Annotated in this window: 20 protein-coding genes; 12 read left to right on the forward strand and 8 right to left on the reverse strand. The window is 64.5% G+C overall.

The genetic code is table 11. The features are described from left to right. Window positions 1-8 precede the first annotated feature (8 nt). Both WA904_RS09575 and xylB read left to right on the forward strand, forming a co-directional pair. Window positions 9-1166: an ROK family protein gene (locus tag WA904_RS09575; protein WP_425196895.1), complete on the forward strand. Its 1158-nt coding sequence runs from the start codon at window positions 9-11 to the stop codon at window positions 1164-1166. A 24-nt stretch (window positions 1167-1190) separates the two neighbouring features. Then, on the forward strand, window positions 1191-2663 hold the full coding sequence (gene xylB, locus WA904_RS09580; protein WP_425196896.1) for a xylulokinase: 1473 nt from the start codon (window positions 1191-1193) through the stop codon (window positions 2661-2663). Between the two features lie 27 nt (window positions 2664-2690). Here the strand turns inward: xylB and WA904_RS09585 are convergent, their stop codons facing one another. Together WA904_RS09585 and WA904_RS09590 are read right to left on the reverse strand one after the other, a co-directional pair. Beyond that, window positions 2691-3854, reverse strand: coding sequence for an acyl-CoA dehydrogenase family protein (locus tag WA904_RS09585; RefSeq protein ID WP_425196897.1), 1164 nt, complete (start codon window positions 3852-3854; stop codon window positions 2691-2693). Between the two features lie 168 nt (window positions 3855-4022). Then, complete coding sequence (locus WA904_RS09590; RefSeq protein WP_425196898.1) at window positions 4023-5105, reverse strand: dipeptidase; 1083 nt, start codon at window positions 5103-5105, stop codon at window positions 4023-4025. A gap of 129 nt (window positions 5106-5234) precedes the next feature. Here WA904_RS09590 and WA904_RS09595 point away from each other — a divergent pair, with 129 nt between their 5' ends. Together WA904_RS09595 and WA904_RS09600 are read left to right on the forward strand one after the other, a co-directional pair. Continuing rightward, a complete protein-coding gene (locus WA904_RS09595) occupies window positions 5235-6440 on the forward strand; it encodes an acetyl-CoA C-acetyltransferase (protein ID WP_425196899.1) in 1206 nt (401 codons plus the stop codon). Between the two features lie 96 nt (window positions 6441-6536). Further along, window positions 6537-8696, forward strand: a complete 2160-nt coding sequence (locus tag WA904_RS09600; protein WP_425196900.1) for a 3-hydroxyacyl-CoA dehydrogenase NAD-binding domain-containing protein — start codon at window positions 6537-6539, stop codon at window positions 8694-8696. Here the strand turns inward: WA904_RS09600 and WA904_RS09605 are convergent. The 5 genes from WA904_RS09605 to WA904_RS09625 are packed head-to-tail and all read right to left on the reverse strand — an operon-like array spanning window position 8690 to window position 13844. Continuing rightward, on the reverse strand, window positions 8690-10165 hold the full coding sequence (locus WA904_RS09605; RefSeq protein ID WP_425196901.1) for a class I adenylate-forming enzyme family protein: 1476 nt from the start codon (window positions 10163-10165) through the stop codon (window positions 8690-8692). The genes WA904_RS09600 and WA904_RS09605 overlap by 7 nt on opposite strands. Before the next feature lie 10 nt (window positions 10166-10175). Beyond that, on the reverse strand, window positions 10176-11462 hold the full coding sequence (locus WA904_RS09610; RefSeq protein ID WP_425196902.1) for an acyl-CoA dehydrogenase family protein: 1287 nt from the start codon (window positions 11460-11462) through the stop codon (window positions 10176-10178). A gap of 15 nt (window positions 11463-11477) precedes the next feature. Beyond that, entirely contained in the window at window positions 11478-12260 is a 783-nt protein-coding gene (locus WA904_RS09615) for an alpha/beta fold hydrolase (protein WP_425196903.1), read from the reverse strand. A 3-nt stretch (window positions 12261-12263) separates the two neighbouring features. Further along, window positions 12264-13310 carry a peptidase M29 gene (locus tag WA904_RS09620; RefSeq protein ID WP_425196904.1) on the reverse strand — a complete coding sequence of 349 codons (1047 nt, stop codon included), beginning with the start codon at window positions 13308-13310 and terminating at the stop codon, window positions 12264-12266. 12 nt (window positions 13311-13322) lie between these two features. Then, complete coding sequence (locus WA904_RS09625; RefSeq protein WP_425196905.1) at window positions 13323-13844, reverse strand: flavin reductase family protein; 522 nt, start codon at window positions 13842-13844, stop codon at window positions 13323-13325. Between the two features lie 76 nt (window positions 13845-13920). On the opposite strand from WA904_RS09625, the gene WA904_RS09630 reads away from it, so the two are divergent. Genes WA904_RS09630 through WA904_RS09655 form a run of 6 tightly spaced genes read left to right on the forward strand, consistent with a single transcriptional unit; the run spans window position 13921 to window position 18038 of the window. Continuing rightward, a complete protein-coding gene (locus WA904_RS09630; protein WP_425196906.1) occupies window positions 13921-14388 on the forward strand; it encodes a MarR family winged helix-turn-helix transcriptional regulator in 468 nt (155 codons plus the stop codon). A gap of 51 nt (window positions 14389-14439) precedes the next feature. After that, window positions 14440-15390, forward strand: coding sequence for a bifunctional helix-turn-helix transcriptional regulator/GNAT family N-acetyltransferase (locus WA904_RS09635; RefSeq protein WP_425196907.1), 951 nt, complete (start codon window positions 14440-14442; stop codon window positions 15388-15390). Then, a complete protein-coding gene (locus WA904_RS09640) occupies window positions 15299-16342 on the forward strand; it encodes a DMT family transporter (protein ID WP_425196908.1) in 1044 nt (347 codons plus the stop codon). The genes WA904_RS09635 and WA904_RS09640 overlap by 92 nt, the downstream gene beginning before the upstream one ends. 38 nt (window positions 16343-16380) lie before the next feature. After that, window positions 16381-16974, forward strand: coding sequence for a chromate transporter (locus tag WA904_RS09645; protein ID WP_425196909.1), 594 nt, complete (start codon window positions 16381-16383; stop codon window positions 16972-16974). After that, window positions 16971-17543: a chromate transporter gene (locus WA904_RS09650; protein WP_425196910.1), complete on the forward strand. Its 573-nt coding sequence runs from the start codon at window positions 16971-16973 to the stop codon at window positions 17541-17543. The genes WA904_RS09645 and WA904_RS09650 overlap by 4 nt, the downstream gene beginning before the upstream one ends. A gap of 6 nt (window positions 17544-17549) precedes the next feature. Then, window positions 17550-18038, forward strand: a complete 489-nt coding sequence (locus tag WA904_RS09655) for a DUF3237 domain-containing protein (protein WP_425196911.1) — start codon at window positions 17550-17552, stop codon at window positions 18036-18038. 22 nt (window positions 18039-18060) lie between these two features. Here WA904_RS09655 and rlmB read toward each other — a convergent pair whose 3' ends face one another. Next, window positions 18061-18813, reverse strand: coding sequence for a 23S rRNA (guanosine(2251)-2'-O)-methyltransferase RlmB (rlmB, locus tag WA904_RS09660; protein ID WP_425196912.1), 753 nt, complete (start codon window positions 18811-18813; stop codon window positions 18061-18063). A 111-nt stretch (window positions 18814-18924) separates the two neighbouring features. Here rlmB and WA904_RS09665 point away from each other — a divergent pair, with 111 nt between their 5' ends. Next, window positions 18925-19803: a c-type heme family protein gene (locus WA904_RS09665; RefSeq protein ID WP_425196913.1), complete on the forward strand. Its 879-nt coding sequence runs from the start codon at window positions 18925-18927 to the stop codon at window positions 19801-19803. A 33-nt stretch (window positions 19804-19836) separates the two neighbouring features. Next, window positions 19837-20716 (forward strand): serine/threonine-protein kinase (locus tag WA904_RS09670; RefSeq protein ID WP_425196914.1); only part of this gene is annotated, 880 nt, incomplete at its 3' end.

Raw genomic sequence — 20716 nt, forward strand, 5'->3', positions numbered from 1 at the left:
CATCGGCCATGAAAACCACAGGCGACCAGCAGCTCGTCAAACGGATCAATCGCAGTGTGTTGCTGCGCTTGCTGCGCAACCAGCCCGGCTGTTCGCGTGCACAGCTGGCCAGCCACAGCGGACTGACCAAGTCGACGGTCAGCCTGCTGGTGCGCGAACTCATTGATGAAGGCTGGCTCAGCGAAACCAGCCTGGCCGCAGCCAGTGGCGTCGGAAGGCCCTCCACGCCCCTGCAGATCGATACCCGGTCCCGCGGCCTGATCGGTGTGGAAGTAGCGGTGGACACCTTGCGTGTGGTGAGCGTCTCCCTGCTGGGGCAGGTGCTGTGGTCAACGGAAGAACCTTTGCGCGGCACCCAGCCGCAAGACGTCTGCAGCCAGATCGGCGAGCTGACGGTGCTGGCCCATGCGCAGCTGGTGTCGCGCGGCATGCAACTCTCGGGTGTGGGCGTGGGGCTGCCCGGCGCGTTTGACGAAGCCACGGGTGTGCTTCGTTTTGCGCCCAATCTTGGCTGGCGCAATGTGGATTTTGTGCCGCAAATCACCCGGGCGCTGGCTCATGCCGGCCTGCCCCCGGTACCCGTGCATGTGCAAAACGAAGCCGACACCGCTGCGCTGAGTGAATACGAATTTTCGGAAGGCGACAGCAAGGACTCGCTGATTTTTGTCACCTGCGATGTGGGCGTGGGCGCGGGCATCGTGCTCAACGACCGGCTGTTCACAGGCATGCAGGGCATGGCCGGCGAGATCGGCCACAGCATCCTGCAAATTGACGGCCCCCTGTGTTCCTGCGGACGGCACGGCTGTGCAGAGACCTTCATCGGATCAGGCGCCCTGGGCCAGCTCGCGGATGCCCGCCGCTCGGGATACTACCTGGGCGTGCTGCTGCAGAACCTGTGGACCACCTTCGATCCCAGCGTGCTGGTGGTTGGCGGTTCGTCGTGCCACCGTTTTCCCGACATGGTGCAGGTCGCGCAGGAGACGCTGAAAAACTATGCCCTCCAGGCAGGCATGGCCGCGCCCGTGGTGCGCGTCGCCCGTTACGGGCTGCTGGCGTCAGCGGTAGGTGCTGCCGCGCTGGTGTTGCACCAATACCTGCGTCCCATGCACCCGCGTGGCCACCTCGCTGCCCATGGCGTCCCGGCGCGAGCCGCGGCCTTTCTGTAAGCAATTTTTCTTCAAAGATCCACCATGTTTCTTGGAATCGACATTGGCACCTCGGAAGTCAAAGCCCTTCTGCTCGACACCAGCCACAAGGTTGTAGGGTCGGCAGGTGCCGCGCTCGACGTGTCCCGCCCGCACCCCGGCCACAGCGAGCAGCAGCCACGGGATTGGTGGACGGCGACACAGGCTGCACTGGCTCAATTGCGCCAGGCCCACCCCGAAGCTTACGCAGCGACCGGCGCGATAGGCCTGTCCGGGCAAATGCATGGCGCCGTGCTGCTGGACGCCCGGGACGAAGTGCTCAGGCCCGCCATCCTGTGGAACGACACCCGCTCGGCCGCCGAATGCCGCGAGATGATGGCCGAGCTGCCCGGCCTGCCTGCCCTGGCGGGCAGCCTGGCGATGCCTGGATTTACCGCACCCAAGCTGCGCTGGGTGGCCCGCCATGAGCCCGAGGTATTCCGGCGAATTGCCAAAGTCCTGTTGCCCAAGGACTATGTACGCCTGATGCTGACCGGCGAGTTCGTGACAGACATGTCGGATGCCAGCGGCACCTTGTGGCTGGACGTGCAGCGCCGCGTCTGGTCGGATGAACTGCTGGCCCTCACCGGCCTGAACCAGGCCCACATGCCGCGCCTGGTGGAAGGCAGCGCTGCGGGTGGCCAGCTCAGCGCGAAGGCGGCCCAGGCGCTGGGTCTGCGGACCGGCACGGTGGTGGCCGGTGGTGCGGGCGACAACGCGGCCAGCGCCGTTGGCATGGGCGCGACCGAGGCGGGCCAGGGATTTTTATCGCTGGGCACCAGCGGCGTGCTGTTCGTGGTGACCCCCAGCTATCAACCCAATGCGGCCAGTGCCACCCACGCCTTCTGCCATGCCCTCCCTGACCGCTGGCACCAGATGAGCGTGATGTTGTCGGCTGCCAGTTCCCTGCAGTGGGCCAGCCGCCTGCTGGGCGCGCCATCGGAAGGCGCATTGGCCACGCAAGCCAGTGCGCTGTCTCTGGCCGAACGTGCGGCAGCGCCGATTTTCCTGCCCTACCTCGATGGTGAAAGAACACCCCACAACGACGCCGACATTCGCGGCAGCTTTCACGGCCTGAGCTTTACAACAGACGCTGCCCGGCTGGCCTATGCAGTGATGGAGGGCGTGACCTTCGGCCTGCATGATGGCCTGGCGGCCCTGACAGCCGCCGGCAGTTCGGTGCAGCGCCTCTCGCTGGTCGGCGGCGGCGCCCGCAGTGCCATGTGGGCCCAGCAACTGGCTTCAAGCCTGAATGTCGAAATCCTGACCCATAGTGACTCGGTGGTCGGAGGGGCCCTGGGGGCCGCGCGCCTGGCGTGGCTGTCCACCGGCGCCGCGCTGCAATCCGTATGCAGAACCCCGGCAGTGGAGGTGGCCTATGCGCCCGACCCCGGCGAGCAGAAGATGCTCTCCCCGCGTTATGCCCGCTTTCGAGCACTCTACGCCCCATCGCACAGCGCCAGCCCGAAAGCCGGTTGAACGCCCCAATCCGGGCAGGCAGCAGCGCTATTTGCTCCCTAGGCCCATGGACCGCGAAATCACTTCTTTCATGATCTCGTTGGTGCCGCCGTAGATGCGCTGTACCCGGGCATCGGCATAGGCGCGGGTGATGGGGTACTCCCACATATAGCCGTAGCCGCCAAAGAGCTGCACACATTCGTCCATGACCTTGCCCTGCAGGTCTGAACACCAGTACTTGGCCATGCTGGCCGTTGCGGTGTCCAGCTTGTCGGCGTCCAGCAGTTCGGTGCACTTGTCGACAAACACGCGCGCCACCTGCACCTCGGTCTGCAGCTCGGCGAGGGTGTAGCGAGTGTTCTGGTAGCTGGCGACCGGCTGGCCGAAGACCTTGCGTTCTTTCACGTAGTCCAGCGTCCAGCCGATCGCGGCCTGGGCTGCCGCCACGGCGCCGATGGCAATCTGCAGGCGCTCCCAAGGCAACTGTTCCATCAGGCAGATGAAGCCGCGGTTTTCCTGCACTGCGCCACCGAGCAGGTTTTCAGCCGGTACATGCACGTCGTCAAAGAAAAGCTCCGAAGTGTCCTGCGCTTTCAGACCCAGTTTTTTCAGTCGTTTGCCTGCTGCAAAGCCTGGCATGCCGCGCTCGACCAGCAGCAGGCTGGTGCCTTTGGCGCCGGCTGCCGGGTTGGTCTTGGCGACGACGATCACCAGGTCCGCGTGCCAGCCGTTGGTGATGAAGGTCTTGCTGCCGTTGAGCAGGTAGCTGTCGTCGGCCTGCTTGATTGCGGTGGATTTCACGCCTTGCAGATCCGAGCCGGCAGCCGGTTCGCTCATCGCAATGGCGCCCACCATCTCACCGCTCGCAAGCTTCGGAAGGTACTTTTTCTTCTGTGCCTCGGTCCCGTAATGCAGGATGTAAGGTGCGACGATTTCGCTGTGCAGGCTGTAGCCAATGCCGGTGAACCCTGCTGCGTTGAGCTCTTCCATCTGCACCACGGAGTACAGTTTGTCGGCGCCCGACCCGCCATATTCCTCGGGCATGGTCATGCACAGGAAGCCGTTTTCCCCCGCCTTGTTCCAGACTGCCCTGTCCACATAGCCCTGCTCTTCCCATTGCGCGTGGAAAGGCGCAATTTCCTTGTCCATGAACCGGCGGAAGCTGTCCCGAAAGGCTTCGTGGTCGGGGCTGAAAAGTGTGCGTTCGATCATGCGGCCTCCTTGGCCTGTGAAAGGGGTTGGTGGTTCAGCATCAATTTTACCAAGCACGTGCTTTCTGAAATTCAAGCAGCTTCCTGCCCAGAGTTTTCTCCAAGGCGCCCTGCCCAAGCGCCATCGCATCAGCCATGCGACGGTTCCCGGCACGGACCGTCGCCTCCCTCATGGGCGCGCGGCCTCCATGGCAATCTTGACGATGCGCGCATAGTTGCCGATGAACACACCCTGCAGCTGTGCTTCGTTCATGCCACGCTTCAGCAGGTTGTCGGCTACGTCGCGCAAATCCACATAGTTCGAGAGGATGGGCCCGGGCCCCGCACCTTCCATGTCGGTACCAAAGGCCACATGAGCGGGGCCAATCAGCTCGCACATGCGGACAATTTCGTCAGCATAGGTCTTGACGCTGTGCACCGGATAAGCCGGGTCACGGCTGACGCGCACGGTCCACAGCCCCACCGCGCCGCCGCGTGCGGCAATCTTTTTTGCCGTGGCGGGCGAGAGGGACCGGGCAATGTAGGAGGAGTCTTGCCAGTTGCCGCCCTGCGGCGAGATCCATGAATGCGACCACACGGGTACACCTTCGCCTGCGTCCAGCGCGCCGTCCACCAGAGCGGCGGTGCCATGGGCCAGATCAACCACCATGCCCAGCCGCCTGCACTCGGCCACCACCTTGCCGCCCAGGGCGGTGAGCCCGCCGTGGACGGGATTGGCCGTCTGGTGGTCGCCCAGCGGGCTCTGGATGAAGTGGACCAGCTGCATGTGCCGCACACCCCAGGCGTGGGCCTGAGCCACGCGTTCGGGCTGGCCTTCCAGAAAGTTGGATCCCTCGGTGGCCAGCAACACACGCGGCTCGCCAGCCAGGGCGGCATCCACGTCGGCCGCCGTCAGCGCCTTGCGCAGGTTCCACTGCACCAGCTTGGCCTCATAGCCGGCAAGGCGCTGCTGGAACGAAACCCACAACTCATCGGGCGCGGGCGTGCGGGTCTGCTTCCAGCCCGTGGGCGTCATGCTGATCCAGCGGTGGTCATCCGTGGCCGCCCAGGCCAGCAGCGTGGTGCCGGTGTCCTGCATGTGTTTGGGCAAGTCCAGCCCGAACAGACGCGGCAAAAACATGCCGTAGTGCGAATGCATATCGGCCAGATAAAACCGCTGTGCGCCCTGAGCCCGCGCCGGCATGAGCTGCAGGCCGGCCGCGGCCAAACCTGACTGGACAAAGCAACGGCGTGTAAGCATGGAGGAGGTCATGCGTCTGTCTCCCTGTTTGTTGTCATTTATGCAAAGCGTTTGCTTGGTGAAATGAATATACTCTACCGGATGCCTTTTTCCGGCTGCCCCGGACCGGGTCCGTGACGACAAACCATTCTGGAGCACATCATGACCGAAGCCTATGTATATGACGCCATCCGCACACCGCGCGGCAAGGGCAAAAAAGACGGCAGCCTGTACGAGGTCAAACCCGTCAACCTGCTGGCAGGTGTGCTGAGCGAGCTGCAGCGGCGCAACGGCTTCGACACGGCCCTGGTCGACGACGTCGTGATGGGTGTGGTCTCGCCCATCGGCGAGCAGGGCTCCGTCATTGCCAAGGTGGCAGCGCTCAAGGCCGGCTGGGACTTCCGCGCCTCGGGCGTGCAGGTCAACCGCTTTTGCGCCTCCGGCCTGGAAGCCGTCAACATGGCCGCGCAAAAAGTACGTTCGGGATGGGAAGATCTGGTGGTGGCCGGTGGTGTGGAAAGCATGAGCCGCGTGCCCATCGGCTCTGACGGCGGCGCCTGGGCGCAGGACCCGGAAACCAACAGTGCCACCGGTTTTGTGCCGCAAGGCGTTGGCGCCGACTTGATTGCCACACTGGAGGGATTTACGCGCGCCGATGTGGACGCCTTTGCCATGGAAAGCCAGAAGCGCGCGGCCAAGGCGCGTGAAGCCGGTTACTTCGACCGCTCGGTCGTTCCGGTGAAAGACTTTCTCGACCAGACCATCCTCGCGCAGGACGAGTTCATCAAGCCGCACACCACCCTGGAAGGCCTGGCCTCGCTGCGCCCCGCTTTTGAACAGATGGGTGGCATGGGTTTTGACCAGGTGGCGCTGACGCGTTACCCGCAGGTCGAGCGCATCCACCATGTGCATCACGCCGGCAACTCGTCGGGCATCGTCGATGGTGCGGCGGCGGTGCTGATCGGCTCGGAAGCCGCCGGAAAAATCCATGGCCTCACGCCGCGTGCCCGCATCGTCGCGGCCGCGCTGAGCGGCGCTGACCCGACCATCATGCTGACCGGTCCCATGCCGGCGGCACGCAAGGCACTGGCCAAGGCCGGTTTGACGATAGACCAGATCGACCTGTTTGAGGTCAACGAAGCCTTTGCCGCGGTGGTGATGCGTTTCATGAAAGAGATGAAGGTGCCGCACGACAAGGTCAACGTCAACGGCGGCGCGATTGCCATGGGCCACCCGCTGGGCGCCACCGGCGCGATGATTCTCGGCACCCTGATCGACGAGCTGCACAGGCGCAAGCTGCGTTACGGCCTGGCCACCTTGTGTGTCGGCGGCGGCATGGGCATTGCAACGATTGTCGAAGCCATTTAAATCCTGTCAGGCCGGGCTTGATCCGGCATCCACAGCCTACCGACATATGACATTCATCCAACATGGATTGCGGGTCTAGCCCGCAATGACAAACAAATGAAAACAATCAAGTACGAACTGGCCGACGGCATTGCCACCCTCACCTTTGACGAGGATGGTTCGCCGGTCAACACCATGTGTACCCAGTGGCAAAAAGACCTGACCGAAGCCACCGCGCAGGTGGTCAAGGACAAGGACGCCATTCGCGGCATCGTGCTGGCATCGAATAAAAGTACATTCTTTGCAGGTGCCGACCTCAAGGCCACGATGCGCTTGCAGGCTTCTGACGCTGCAGCGGTGTTCCAGGAAATCGAGCAGACCAAGAAGAACTTCCGCACGCTGGAGACACTGGGCAAGCCGGTGGTGAGTTGCCTCAACGGCACGGCGCTGGGCGGCGGCTGGGAAGTGGCGCTGGTGGGCCACTACCGCGTTGCGGTTGGTGACAAGAAGATCCAGTTCGGCCTCCCCGAGATCACCTTGGGTTTGATTCCCGGAGCCAGCGGCATCACCAAGATGACACGCATGCTGGGTCTGATGGGTGCGCAGCCCTACATCCTGGAAAGCAAGCTGTTCAACCCGCACGAGGCGCTGGAGCTCGGTCTCGTGCACGAGCTGGTGCCGGATGCAGCCGCGCTGCGCCCTGCGGCGCTGGCCTGGATCGCCACCCATGACGGTGCCGCTGCGCCAGCGCATCACCCCTGGGACGACAAGAACTACAAGATGCCTGGCGGCACACCTGCCAATCCCAAGATTGCGGGCATGCTGGTTGTGGCGCCGGCCGTGCTCAAGCAGAAAACACGCGGGCTGTACCCTGCCCCCGAATATGCGCTGGCCGCCATGGTCGAGGGCGCGCAGGTCGATTTCGACACGGCGCTGCGCATCGAATCGCGTTACCTGGCGAGGCTGATCGTCAGCCCCGTGGCCAAGAACATGATCAACACTTTTTTCTTCAACATGAATGCGATCAAGTCGGGCCGCTCGCGTCCGAAAGATGTCCCGCGCTACAAGCCGCAGAAAGTCGGCCTGCTTGGGGCCGGCATGATGGGCGCTGGCATTGCCTACGCCCAGGCCAGCCGCGGGATTGCCACGGTGCTCAAGGATGTGAGCCAGGACAAGGCCGATACCGGCAAGGCCTACAGCTTCAAGCTGACGCAGGCACGCGTGGACAAGGGCCGCATGAGCCCGCCCGACCAAGCCGCCCTCCTCTCACGCATCCAGGCCACAGACCAGGTGGCCGACCTCACCGGATGTGACCTGATCATCGAAGCCGTGTTCGAACGCCGCGACCTGAAAGCCAAGGTCACGCAGGAAGCCGAGCCCCTGCTTGCGCCTGGCGGCTTTTTTGCATCCAACACCTCCACCCTGCCGATCAGCGGACTGGCGACGGCCAGCGCGCATCCGGACAAGTTCATCGGCATCCACTTCTTCAGCCCGGTCGACAAGATGAAGCTGGTCGAGATCATCCGCGGCAAGCAGACCGACGATGAAACCGTGGCGCGCGCCTTCGATTACGTGCAGGCGCTCGGAAAAATTCCCATCGTGGTCAACGACTCGCGCGGTTTTTACACCAGCCGCACCTTCGGCACCTTTGTGATGGAAGGTGCGGCCATGCTGGGCGAAGGCATTCCGGCGGCAGCGATTGAAAACGCCGGCATCCAGTGCGGCATGCCGGTGGGCCCGCTCGCCGTGCTCGACGAAACCGCGCTGTCACTGAGCGTGCACGTGCTGGACCAGACCCGCGCCGACTATGTGGCCGAGGGCAAAACCTACATCGCCAAGCCAGGCGAGCTGATCGTCGAGCGCATGGTCAAGGAGTTCGACCGCAATGGACGGGTCGCGGGCGCCGGCTTTTACGATTACCCCGAGGAGAAGGGTGCAAAGAAAACCCTGTGGCCCGAACTCAAAACTCTGTTCGAAAAGCCCGGCACGACCTGGAACATCACCGACCTCAAGGACAGGCTGCTGTACCGCCAGGCCGTGGAAACCGCGCGCTGCCTCAGCGAAAACGTACTGACCAGCGTGCACGATGCCAACATCGGCTCCATCTTCGGCATCGGCTTTCCGGCGTGGACCGGTGGCGCGATGCAGTTCATCTACAGCATGGGGGTGGAGGCCTTTGTGAAACGCGCCGGTGAACTGGCTGCAAAATTCGGCCCGGGCTTTGTACTTAGCGACGAGGTCAAGGCCGCGATCAAAAAGCACCAGCCGGTCTATTGAGCATGGATGCCGGCGAGCAGGCCGGCTTTCTGCACCTTGCCCAGTGCGGTTTTGGGCAGGGCCTCGCAGAACACGATGCGCTTGGGGTGTTTGAATCGCGCGAGCCGGCCCTCGAACAATTGCTGGACCCCGGCCGCATCAAGCCTGCTACCGGGTTTGCGCACAACCACGGCAACCACCACCTCGCCCCAGCGCGCATCGGGCTGGCCGACCGCTGCGGCTTCCAGGATCTCCGGGCAATCGGCCAGCAGGTTTTCAATCTCGGCCGGGTAAACGTTTTCGCCGCCCGAGATGATCATGTCTTTCGAGCGTCCCACCACCTCGTAAAACCCGGCTTCATCACAACGCGCCAGGTCGCCGGTATGAAACCAGCCTCCGGCAAAGGCCGGGTTGTCGGCATCGGCCCAGTAGGCAGCCATCACGTTGGGCGCACGCACCCGGATTTCGCCGACCTCGCCCGGGGCCACGGTTTCGCCCAGCGTGTTGACGAGTTTCACGTCCACATGCAGTCCGGCCCTGCCAGCTGCCCCGACATACGCCATCGCATCGGCGCGGCGCAGATAGATGGAGACCGGGCCGGTCTCGGTCGCACCATACACCTGGCCCAGCGGTACACCGCGTGCATGGATGGCCGCAATCATCGACGCGGGAATGGTGGAAGAGCCCGCTGCCAGAAAACGCAGGGAAGAAAGATCGGTGGCAGCAAAACCGGCATGGTCGAGCACCGCGCGCAAGGTGGCCGGTACCATGAGTGACAGCGTAGGCCGGCGTCCGGTCACATCGGCCAGCCAGGCCGCGGCATCAAAACGCGCATGCAGGGTCACCGTTGCGCCGGCATGCAGAGCCGGCAGGGTCTGGATGCACAGGCCGCCCACATGAAACATGGGCAGCACACTCAGCACATGGTCAGCCTGGGTGAGCTCATGCGCATGGGCGGAAATCACACAGTTCCAGATCAGGCCCGACTGCGTGTGCAAGGCGCCCTTGGGCCGGCCGGTGGTGCCTGAGGTGTAGACCAGCAGCACCGGCGAGGCGTACTCACCTGACAGCCGCCCGGCAACACTTCCGGCCAGCCCGGTCGCGAGTCCGCCGGAAGGCAACAGGCGGCACCCCTGCGATGCCGCCAGCGCTGCAGCCGCATCGGCATGTCCGCTGTCGCTGACCAGCAGGCTCACACCCGCGTGTCCAAGAATCGCCACGTGTTCGGGTGACGCCAGCCGGTGGTTGAGCGGCAGCAGAATTGCACCGATGCGGGAAAGCGCAAACAGCAGCGCCAGCATGGCCGGGTCGTTGAAGCCCAGCCAGGCCACCCTGTCACCCGGCCGCACACCGGCCGCCAGCAGCACGTGCGTCGCAGACTCGATGCGCTGCCACAGCACCGGGTAGCTGATGTCTTCCCCTGCCGCGTGCAACGCCACCTGCTGCGGTGAAAACTGCGCGTGCCGCTCGATGATCTGCGCGAGGTTCATGCCCCCGGCCCTACAGCACCGCCTGCTCGTCCTGCTCGCCGGCCTCGTACAAGCATTCACGCCCAAGCCGGTCGATGCAGAGTTCCGCGGTCCAGGGCAACATCAGCGAACCGCAGCGTGAATCGCGGTACATGCGCTCCAGCGGCAGGCTCTTGAGCATGGACTGGCCACCGCAGGTGCGCACCGCCAGGCGGCAGATCTCGTTGGCGTTTTCCATGATGGTGTAGTGCGCCGCATAAAGCCCGAGGCGGATTTCCTTGGAGGGATCAACACGGGCAGCGCGCGCATTCTGCAGAAAAATGGCGCGGGTCTGCTCGAGCCGAACTTTCATTTCCGCGACCGCGATCTGCTTGGTCGGGTACATGCGGCGCTTGACCGGGGGCGTGCCGGGCACCTCGCCGCGCAAATACTGCACCGTGAAATCGTAAGCAGCTTGCGCTATGCCCATGTAGGTTGGCGACAGCGTGGCGAACATGTGCGGCCAGCGCAAGGCCGCCTGGGCATACACGCCTTCGGGAATCAGCCGCTCGACCTCGGGCACAAAGACATCCTGGAACACCAGCGTGCGCGAAACCGTGCCGCGCATGCCCAGCGGGTCCCAGTCACCGGTGACGCTGACACCCGTCAGGTTTTTGTCGACCGCCAGGTAAAGCGAGTCGCGCTGGGTCGCGCCCGGCTTGTCCAGCGTGCACAGAATGCCGTAATAGTCGGCCGCTCCGGCCAGCGAGGCAAAAATTTTCTTGCCGTTGACGACGTAGCCGCCGTCAACCTTTCTGGCCAGGGTACCGAAAGGCGCCTTGCCCGCCGCAGCGGCCCCGCCTTCCGAAAACGGTTGCGAATAGACCTTGCCTTGCTTCACCACACGCTCGTAATGCACCTTGCGGTGCGCCTCGTGGTTGGCGCGCTGCTCTGGCGTCATGTCGAGGTCGTCGGCGATGAAACCGGTCCACATGGTGGAGCTCACATGCATGTTCAGTGTCAGCGCAGTGGCTCCGCAATGGCGGCCGATCTCGGCGGCCGTCATCACATAAGTCGCGAAGTCAGCGCCCCAGCCGCCGTGTTCTTCAGGCACGCAGATGCCCAGCAGCCCGGCTTCACGCAGGTCGGCGTAATTCTCGAAGGGAAACACCGCATCGCGGTCGATCTGTTGCGCACGCGGTGCGAATTTTTCGCGCCCGAGACGGGTAGCGATGGCCAGCAGACTGGCCTGCTTGGGCGTGAGTTCGCTGTAGTCGCCGGCAATCGAGGGCGGCTGGTAGCGGGCGGCAGCGGGAGGAGAGACAGGCAATGCAGACATGGGAAGGTCCTCGGGTCAGGTCGGGAAATGCTGTTTTAAAAAAGTCAGGACGGCGGTGTTGAACCGATCGGGCTGCTCGATGTTGGCAATATGGCCGACACCCGGCAGACAGACGTAGCCAGCGCCCGCAATGCGGTTGGCCATTTTTTCCACCACGGCGGGCGGTGCGTTCTGGTCCAGCTCGCCTGCCAGGCACAGGGTCGGCACGGCGATGTCACCCAGCGCGGCCAGGCGGTTGAACGAAACAATGGCCGACAGTGCGGCGCGGTAGCTGTCAGCCGGCACACGGGCCATCAATGCGGCGGCTTCGGCGATGCATGCCGGTTCGGCATCTGGCGCGAACATGGTGGGCACCAGTTTGCCGGCCAGGCCCGACATGCCCAGCCCCTGGTCCAGCGGCGCGAAGCGGCTTTGCAAAAACTGCTGCTGCCAGGCGCCGTCCGCTTTGCCGAAAGCCGGTGAGGTGCTGTAGAGGACCAGGCCATGTACCAGCCGAGGATGCAGGGCTGTCAGCTCCTGCGCAAGCATGCCGCCCATGCTGTGGCCCAGCAGCACATTGCGTTTCGCGCCGGTGTGTTCGATCAGGGTTTTGAGTGCTTCTGCGAGCGAAGTATTGCTGCAGGACGCCAGCGCTTGCGACGCGCCGTAACCCGGCATGTCCCAGGCAATCGTCCTGTAGCCGTGGCCCGCCAGCGCCGGCTGGTTGTGCGCCCAGGCCTCTTTGCCGCCGCCCACGCCATGCAGCAAAAAAACGGCGGTATCGCCCTTGCCCTGCTCCAGATAGGCCGGCAGTGCCATGGCTCAGGCCAGCTCGCCGGTCAGGCGGCCGCCATCCACCATCACTTGCCCGTCCAGCTGCACCGTGCAGTTCCTGAGCGGCAAATCGAAATGCCCCAGCGTGTGGCGCCCGGCCACCTCGTTGGCGCCGGTGGAATAGAGGAAGTTGCCCGCAAAGGCGCGCAGCTCGGTGCCGTTGAAGTCTTTCTTGTCGTAAAACGCCATGGCATCCCAGCGCGCCCTGGGGTTCATGCCCCAGCCGACATGCGACACGGCATAGGCCTCGCGGTCGCCCCAGGCCGCCCAGTAGCTGCGCATCAGCTCGGCGTCCACATGCTCGCCGGCGATGTCGGTCACGAAGTCGTTTTCAATCGTCAGCACCACGGGCTTTTCAAGGTAACGCTTGAAGGTGAGGTTGACATCGCCCTGGTCCAGCACCAGCTTGCCGTTGACGCTGCCTTTGGCCGGAAAGGCCAGACACAGGCCACCCGGCCAGTGCGAAATGGTGCCGGGCCGGGCGGTGTAGCCCCAGCCGCCGCCGGCTTGCGCCCCGGCCAGCGAGATGGAAAGGTCTGTGCCCGCCCTGGAGGTGACATGCATGGCTTTGGCATTCCTGAGCAGCTTGATGCCGGCCTTGACCTTGGGCTCCAGGGCCGCGTCGGGCACACAGCGCTCCAGGATTTCAGGGTGCTCGTTGGACACCATGAGGATGCGTGCGCCGCCCTTCAAAATGTCCGGCAACTCGGCCGCGTGCAGCAGGCCTTCCACCGTCAGGTCGGCCACAAAGGTGCAGGCAGCCAGCGCCTGCACCACCGGGGCCAGCTGGCCGATGGCGTCGGAGGCACCAGTCGATCGCACCGGTACTGGCGCGGCGAGCCGCGGTGTGTTCAGCACCAGGTGAAAACCCCGCGCACCGAGGCGTGCCAGCGCAAGTTCGGCCAGCTGCACATTGACCGGACGCGACTGCGTTTCGGACAGGATGGCCGCCGTGTCGCCCGCCTTCACGCCGCACAGCGCAAAGGCCTCGGCAAAACAGTCAATCCAGCGGGCTTCGATTCGTTCCTGCAGCATGGGAAACTTTCTTTAAAGGCGCGAGCCCAGCGTGAAATACCCGCCCGCGTGAAACAGCAGCGGCGCGGCTTCGGACAGCGTGAAGCGCTCGACTTCGGCAATGAACAGGCAATGGTCGCCGGCCATTTGCCGCGACACCGTACGGCATTCAAACCAGGCGGCGGCGCCGTGCAGCAGGGGCAGGCCCCAGGCGTTTTCGGCATGCGGCACCCCATCGAACTTGTCGGCCTGGGGCAAGGCGAAGCGGCGCGACACCTCCACCTGCGCTTCAGCCAGCACGTTGACGACAAACCGATCCGCCGCTTCGAATACCGGCAGGTTGGGCGAGCTGATCCGGAGCGACCAGAGAATGAGTGGCGGCTCCAGGGACAGGGCCGAAAACGAATTGACCGTGAGCCCGACAAGCTGGCCGCTGTCTGCGCGGGTGGTCACCACCGTGATGCCGGTCGCAAACTGGCCCAGCGCCGTGCGCAGGACCCGGCTGTCCAGCACAGGCGTTGGGTCGGGGGCAGCGGGAATCAGGGAAGCTTGCAAGGCGACATTCATCTGCGCATAATATATGAATATTCATGCAATACGCAAGCACCCCACTTTCTCGTCGAGGCATCCGGTGAGCCGCTCCAGCAAGCAGGCCTGTCCGGCCCCGGCCACCCGGTTCATCGATGGCTACCTGTCCTACCTGCTCGCGCGGGCCAGCCATGTGGTGTACAGCGAGTTCCACGCCCAGGTCCAGGCAGAGGGCTTGAGCCAGCTCGAGTGGCGCCTGCTGGCCACCCTGTCGGACGGCGACGGCCTGACCATCGGCGAGCTGGCGCGCGAAATCCTGGCGCAGCAGCCGACCCTGACCAAACTCGTTCAGCGCATGGAAAAGGCCGGCTGGGTGCGGCGCGGCGAGGATCCGGCCGACGCGAGGCGCACCCTGGTGTTCGAAACGGCGCAGGGCCGTGCCACTGTGGCGGCCCTGCTGGTACAGGCCAAGGCGCATGAAGACTCGCTGCTGCAGGGCTTCAGCGAGCGTGACGTCACGGCCCTGAAGAAAATACTGCGCACGCTCATCAGCCGGGGCTATTCGGGCTGAATAAGTCTGCAATTACTTGACTCAGTCAAATAATTGCCGGATCATCGCGGCATGACACCCGCCTCCAACACCAGCCCGAACACAGTCCCCGCCGCCCACATCAAGGCCTTGCGCGGCTTCAACCGTTTTTACACCCAGCGCATCGGTGTGCTCACGCCCTACCTGGGCAGTGAGCTGTCGCTGACGGATGTGCGTGTGCTTTATGAACTGGCGCATCGCCAACAGCTCACCGCGACCGAGCTGGGGCGCGACCTTGGCCTGGACGCCGGTTATCTGAGCCGCATCCTGCGGCGCTTCGAGGCCCGGCAATGGCTGACGCGCCTGCCTGCCCCCAGCGATGCCCGGCAAAGCCTGTTGCAACTGACCGAAGCCGGTTACCAGGCTTTCGCGCCGCTGCAGCAACGCTCACGCGACGAAGCGGCGGCGTTGCTGGCGCCCTTGCCCGCTCCTGCGCAGCAGCAACTGACGCAGGCGCTGGCCACCGTGCAGCACCTGCTCGAACCCTCGGCTGCTCCTACCAGCCCGTCCGTCGTCCTGCGCGACCCGCAGCCCGGCGACATGGGCTGGGTGGTGCAGCAGCACGGCGAAATTTACGCGCGCGAGTACGGCTGGGACAGCACATTCGAAGCCCTGGTCGCCGGCATCGTCGCCGGCTATGTGCGCGATTACCAGCCCGAATGGGAACGCTGCTGGATGGCCGAGCTGGGCAGCGAACGCGTCGGTTCGGTGTTTGTCGTGCGCAAGTCGAAAACCGTGGCGCAGCTGCGCCTGCTGATCCTCACGCCGCAAGCTCGCGGCCTGGGCCTGGGGGGCCGGCTGACCGATGAATGCATTGCCTTCGCACGCAGCAAGGGTTACAAAAAAATGGTGCTCTGGACCAACAGCTGCCTGGACAGCGCGCGAGCCATTTATGGCAGGCGCGGTTTCCAACTGGTCAAAAGCGAGCCCTACACTGGTTTCGGCAAAGACCTGGTGGGAGAAACCTGGGAACTCAGGCTGTGAGCAGCCGGGCGCTTTTCTGAAACCCAACCTGGCCCTGCTGGCAGCCGCTGCCACCGGCGTACAGGTCGGCGTGGCCATTGTGGCTTCGCGTTTTGTCGTGGCCGAGGTACCGCCGCTGACCCTGGCCCTGCTGCGTTACGCCATCGGCCTGGCCTGCCTTTTGCCTTTTCTTTTGAAGACCTTTAGGGCTCCAGCCCTTGGTGGACGGGCGCTAGCAGCTATAAAAACAGTAGCGCCTCCAGACTGGCTGGCGATGGCCGCCCTGGGCACAGGCCAGTTTGCGGTGCTGATCGTGCTGCTCAACTACGGGCTCCAGCACATAGGCGCGGCCCAGGCGGCGCTGATTTTCAGCCTGTTCCCGCTGCTGACCCTGCTGCTGTCCGGTGCCCTGGGGCGCGAACATATCTCGGCGGCGCTGCTGGCCGGTGTCATGCTGTCCATCGCTGGCGTAGCCCTGTCGCTCTGGCCCAAGCTCCTGGCGCCTCACCCCGGCCACTGGTGGGGCGAAGCGGCCGTGCTGGCCAGCGCCTGTGTGGGGGCCCTGTGCAGCGTGCTTTACCGCCCTTACCTGCGGCGCTATCCGACGCTGGCGGTGTCCAGCTTTGCGATGCTGGTGTCGGTGCTGTTCCTGGGCCTGCTTGCGCTGCAAGAAAACTGGCCGGTGCGTGTGCTGGCTTTGAGCCTGCAGGCCTGGGCTGTGGTCGGGCTGATCGGGGTCTCCAGCGGCATCGGCTACTTCTGGTGGCTCTACGCACTCAAGCACGAATCGCCGACCCGTGTCACGGTGTTCCTGGCGCTCAACCCGGCCACAGCCGCACTGCTGGGATGGGCGTTGCTGGGCGAGGCGCTGGACCCCACGGCCCTGGCGGCGCTGGGCCTGATTGCGGCCGGCCTCTGGCTGGCCACGCGCACTTCAGGTTCGTGGCCTGAAAAAAAGTCAGGCCAGCCTTGACAAATACAGCGGCAGTCCGCGGGCGATAATTGCCAGCCATGAATCCTTCGCCAGCCCTGCCCATCGACGAAAAATCAGCGCGCCCGCAACCCCAGTCCCTCACCGACCTGTTTGTCTCTTTCACCCTGCTGGCGCTGCAGGGTTTCGGCGGTGTTCTGGCCGTCGTGCAACGCGAACTTGTCGAGAAAAAACGCTGGATGACGCGCGAGGAATTCGTCGAGGAATGGGCGGTGGCACAAATCATGCCGGGGCCCAACGTCGTCAACATCTCGCTGATGATCGGCCACCGTTATTTCGGGCTGCCGGGTGCCATGGCTGCACTGGCCGGCATGCTGACCGTGCCGCTGGTGGTGGTGCTTGCATTGGCGCTGGTGTACGCGCAGTTTGCCGGCCATCCCGGCGTGGCGGGCGCGCTGCGCGGCATGGGTGCCGTGGCCGCGGGCCTGATCGCCGCCACCGGCCTGAAACTGATGGGCGCGCTCAAGACCCACCCGCTGGGGCTGCCCATCTGCATCACGCTGGCGGTGCTGTGCTTTGTCGGCATCGCGCTGCTGCGCCTGCCGCTGGTCTATGTGCTGCTCGGCCTGGGCGTGGTGGCCTGCACGCTGACCTGGCGAAAGCTGCTCCCATGAGCATCACGCTGCAATGGAGCGACTGGCTGGCCATGTTCGGCCATTTCATGATCCTGTCGCTGCTGTCGGTAGGCGGCGCCATCACCACCGCACCCGACATGCACCGCTACCTGGTCGATGGCCAGCACTGGCTGACAGATACGCAGTTCAACGCCTCGGTGGCGATTGCCCAGGCCGCCCCCGGGCCCAACGTGCTGTTTGTCGCGCTGATGGGCTGGCATGTCGGACTCAACGCGGGCGGACCGCTGACCGGGCTGTTTGGCGTCTTCGTCACCATGCTGGGCATCCTGCTGCCCAGCACCACCCTGACTTACCTGGCTGCCAGCTGGGGCCACCGCAACCGCAACCTGCGCGGAGTGCGTGCCTTCAAGCAGGGCATGGCACCGATTGTCATTGCGCTGCTGGTTGCCACGGGCTGGATCCTCGCCAGCGCCAACGTCGTCTCCCTGAAGGACTGGCCAGTGGCGCTGCTGACCGTGGTCACCGCACTGATCGTCTGGCGCACCCGCCTGCACCTGTTGTGGCTGCTGGGCGCGGGCGCCCTGCTGGGTGCCATGGGCTGGATCTAATTCGACATGCTCACGCCGGAAAAACCCGTGAACAGCCTGGCCGCGCCACCCTTGAATTTTTTTGCCGACCTGTCGGTCGATGTGGGAAAACCGCTGGAGGTGGGCGATAGCGGCCACGGATTGCGCCGTCTGGTTCCCATCACCGGCGGACGGGCCCAGGGGCAGGACTGGCGGGCCCGCGTCTTGCCGGGCGGTACCGATTTCCAGCTGGTCACGGCGGCGGGCACGGCCAGGCTGGACGCCCGCTACCTGCTGGAAACCGATGCCGGCGAGCTGATCTACGTGCAAAACCATGCCATTCGCAGCGGCCCGCCGGAGCTGATGGCCCGGCTGCTGCGCGGTGAGCCGGTGGACCCGGCGCTGGTCTATTTCCGCTGCAGCCCGCGCTTTGAGACCGCCGCGCCGACACTGCGCTGGATCACCGAGCGGCTGTTCGTCGGCACCGGCGCGCGGCTGCCCGAGCAGGTGCTGATGCGCTTTTACGAAGTCGGCTGATCTCGCGCCCAGCCTCGCGAACTCAGGCTGTCCGCTGGCGCAGCGCCTCGTACAGGCAGACACCGCTGGCCACCGACACGTTGAGGCTTTCCACCGCGCCGCGCATCGGAATGCTCACCAGCTCGTCACAGGTCTTGCGCGTGAGCTGGCGCATGCCCTCGCCCTCGGCGCCCAGCACCAGGGCCACCGGCCCCTTCAGGTCCACGTCGTAAATGGTTTTTTCGGCATCGTCGCTGGTGCCTATGCACCAGATGTTGCGTTCCTTGAGTTCACCCAGCGTGCGCGCCAGGTTGGTCACCATGAAATAAGGCATGGTTTCGGCCGCGCCGCTGGCCACCTTGGCGACCGTGGCGTTGATGCCGGCCGCATGGTCCTTGGGCGCAATCACCGCATGCGCACCGGCACCGTCGGCCACACGCAGGCAGGCGCCCAGGTTGTGCGGGTCAGTCACGCCGTCGAGCACCAGCAGCAGCGGCGCCTCTTCCCCGGCGGCCTCCAGCTGTTCGAGCAATTCGTCCAGCGACTTGACCTGCGGCACGGCATCCACCCGCGCCACCACGCCCTGGTGGCCGTGGCTGCCGCACATCTTGGCCAGCCGCAGGCCGTCTGACTCGATCAACCGGATGCCGGCCTCGCGGGCGCGGTCGACAAACTGGCGCATACGCGCGTCGCGGCGCGAAACATCGAAAAATACCTCGAAAACAGACTGCGGTGCGGTTTTAATACGCACACCAACCGCGTGGAAACCGAACAGGACTTTGGGTGAAGATGACATCAGGCGATTATCACTGCACCGTCCCGGCTGACAGCAGGGAGTGCGGGGAAGATGGGCGGTACGGTGCAAGGCCTAAAATGGTAACAAGACGTTTTTCACGATGGGGACACTATGGGTTTACGCCTTAAATTCAATCTGGTGCTGGTGATTGTTTTCCTGGCCGGCTTTGCCGCTGCCGGCCTTGTGTCGCGCCAGCTGCTGCAGGACAACGCCCGCGAAGAGGTGTTGCGCAACGCCCGCTTGATGATGGACACGGCGCTGTCCGTGCGGGCCTACACCGTCGAGCAGGTCAAGCCGCACCTGGACAAGCAGCTCGAAGAGGTCTTCCTGCCGCAAACCGTGCCGGCCTACGCGGCCACCGAAACCCTGAACCACATACAGAAAAAATACCGCGACTATGGCTACAAGGAAGCCACGCTGAACCCAACCAATCCGCGCGATCGCGCCACCGACTGGGAAGCCGATATCGTCCAGCAGTTCCGGAAAAACGCTGACTCGAAAGAGCTGGTGTCCGAGCGCACCGGTGGTACCGGCCGTACCCTGTACATCGCCAAGCCGATCCAGATCAGCAACCCGGCCTGTCTGCAGTGCCATAGCGTGCCGGCCGCGGCGCCGGCCAGCATGATCAAGGTCTACGGTGAAGCCAATGGCTTCGGCTGGAAGCACAACGAGATCATCGGCGCGCAGGTGGTGACCGTTCCCATGGAGATCCCCATTCTGAATGCCGAACGCGCCTTCAAGACTTTCATGGCTTCGCTGGCCGCGGTGTTTGCCGTCGTCTTCATCGCGCTGAACGTGATGCTCAGCTGGCTGATCGTGCGCCCGATCCGGCGCATGTCGCAGGCGGCCGACAAGGTCAGCACCGGCGACTTCGACGTTCCGGAGTTTTCCGACGCGGGCCGCGATGAAGTGGCCGTGCTCGGCAGTTCCTTCAACCGCATGCGCCGCAGCCTCGAGAAAGCCATGCAGATGATTGAGCGGGGCAACTGAACACATGAACCCCATCGCGATGAAGGGCGCTGCTTGAGCAGCTTGCCCCCACCGGATGCCAGGCCGCCCGCGGCCGGTGTCGACGCGGCCGCTCTGCCCGACGGCCACAAGGTGTTCGAGTACCGCATTGAAAAGATGCTGGGCGGCGGCGGCTTCGGCATCACCTACCTGGCGCGTGACATCAACCTCGAACTGCCGGTCGCCATCAAGGAGTATTTTCCGGGCGACCTGACAGCGCGGGCGGCCGACCTGTCGGTGCGCGTGCGGGTGCCCGAAGGCGAGCAGCAGTTCCAGTGGGGCCTGGAGCGTTTTCTGGACGAAGCCCGGGCGCTGGCCTCCTTCCGGCATCCCAACATTGCACGCGTGCTGCGTTATTTCCGCGAAAACGGCACCGCCTACATCGTCATGGAATACGAGTCGGGCGATCCGCTCAAACGCTGGCTGGCAAAGCAGCCGGCGCTGGACCAGGCGGGCCTGCTCAAGGTGATTTACCCGCTGATGGACGGCCTGGAGGCCGTGCACAAGCTGGACTTCCTGCACCGCGACATCAAGCCCGACAACATCTACATACGCGCCGACGGCACACCGGTGCTGCTGGACTTCGGGGCCGCACGCCGCTACACCGGCGGGCGCGACCTGACCAACATCGTGAGCCCCGGCTTTGCGCCCTTCGAGCAATACCACAGCAAAGGCAACCAGGGTCCGTGGACCGACATCTACTCGCTTGGCGCGGTGATGTACTGGATGACCACCGGGCAAAAACCGCTGGAATCGGCTGCGCGCGTCCAGGACGACGCCATGCCCAGGGCGGTGGACATCGGCAATGCCGCCGTGTTCGGCGACGCCCTGCTGCGCGCCATCGACTGGGCGCTGAGCCCGAACGAGGCGCGCCGGCCACAGAACGTTGCCGAGC

It is taken from the genome of Polaromonas sp., assembly GCF_049790275.1.
Taxonomy (GTDB): domain Bacteria; phylum Pseudomonadota; class Gammaproteobacteria; order Burkholderiales; family Burkholderiaceae_C; genus Polaromonas.

Excerpts from the sequence above, each read along its gene's own strand:
- WA904_RS09575 (WP_425196895.1), top strand. The coding sequence starts at position 9 with ATGAAAACCACAGGCGACCAGCAGCTCGTCAAACGGATCAATCGCAGT.
- xylB (WP_425196896.1), top strand. The coding sequence starts at position 1,191 with ATGTTTCTTGGAATCGACATTGGCACCTCGGAAGTCAAAGCCCTTCTG.
- WA904_RS09585 (WP_425196897.1), bottom strand. The coding sequence starts at position 3,854 with ATGATCGAACGCACACTTTTCAGCCCCGACCACGAAGCCTTTCGGGAC.
- WA904_RS09590 (WP_425196898.1), bottom strand. The coding sequence starts at position 5,105 with ATGACCTCCTCCATGCTTACACGCCGTTGCTTTGTCCAGTCAGGTTTG.
- WA904_RS09595 (WP_425196899.1), top strand. The coding sequence starts at position 5,235 with ATGACCGAAGCCTATGTATATGACGCCATCCGCACACCGCGCGGCAAG.
- WA904_RS09600 (WP_425196900.1), top strand. The coding sequence starts at position 6,537 with ATGAAAACAATCAAGTACGAACTGGCCGACGGCATTGCCACCCTCACC.
- WA904_RS09605 (WP_425196901.1), bottom strand. The coding sequence starts at position 10,165 with ATGAACCTCGCGCAGATCATCGAGCGGCACGCGCAGTTTTCACCGCAG.
- WA904_RS09610 (WP_425196902.1), bottom strand. The coding sequence starts at position 11,462 with ATGTCTGCATTGCCTGTCTCTCCTCCCGCTGCCGCCCGCTACCAGCCG.
- WA904_RS09615 (WP_425196903.1), bottom strand. The coding sequence starts at position 12,260 with ATGGCACTGCCGGCCTATCTGGAGCAGGGCAAGGGCGATACCGCCGTT.
- WA904_RS09620 (WP_425196904.1), bottom strand. The coding sequence starts at position 13,310 with ATGCTGCAGGAACGAATCGAAGCCCGCTGGATTGACTGTTTTGCCGAG.
- WA904_RS09635 (WP_425196907.1), top strand. The coding sequence starts at position 14,440 with ATGACACCCGCCTCCAACACCAGCCCGAACACAGTCCCCGCCGCCCAC.
- WA904_RS09640 (WP_425196908.1), top strand. The coding sequence starts at position 15,299 with ATGGCAGGCGCGGTTTCCAACTGGTCAAAAGCGAGCCCTACACTGGTT.
- WA904_RS09645 (WP_425196909.1), top strand. The coding sequence starts at position 16,381 with ATGAATCCTTCGCCAGCCCTGCCCATCGACGAAAAATCAGCGCGCCCG.
- WA904_RS09650 (WP_425196910.1), top strand. The coding sequence starts at position 16,971 with ATGAGCATCACGCTGCAATGGAGCGACTGGCTGGCCATGTTCGGCCAT.
- WA904_RS09655 (WP_425196911.1), top strand. The coding sequence starts at position 17,550 with ATGCTCACGCCGGAAAAACCCGTGAACAGCCTGGCCGCGCCACCCTTG.
- rlmB (WP_425196912.1), bottom strand. The coding sequence starts at position 18,813 with ATGTCATCTTCACCCAAAGTCCTGTTCGGTTTCCACGCGGTTGGTGTG.
- WA904_RS09665 (WP_425196913.1), top strand. The coding sequence starts at position 18,925 with ATGGGTTTACGCCTTAAATTCAATCTGGTGCTGGTGATTGTTTTCCTG.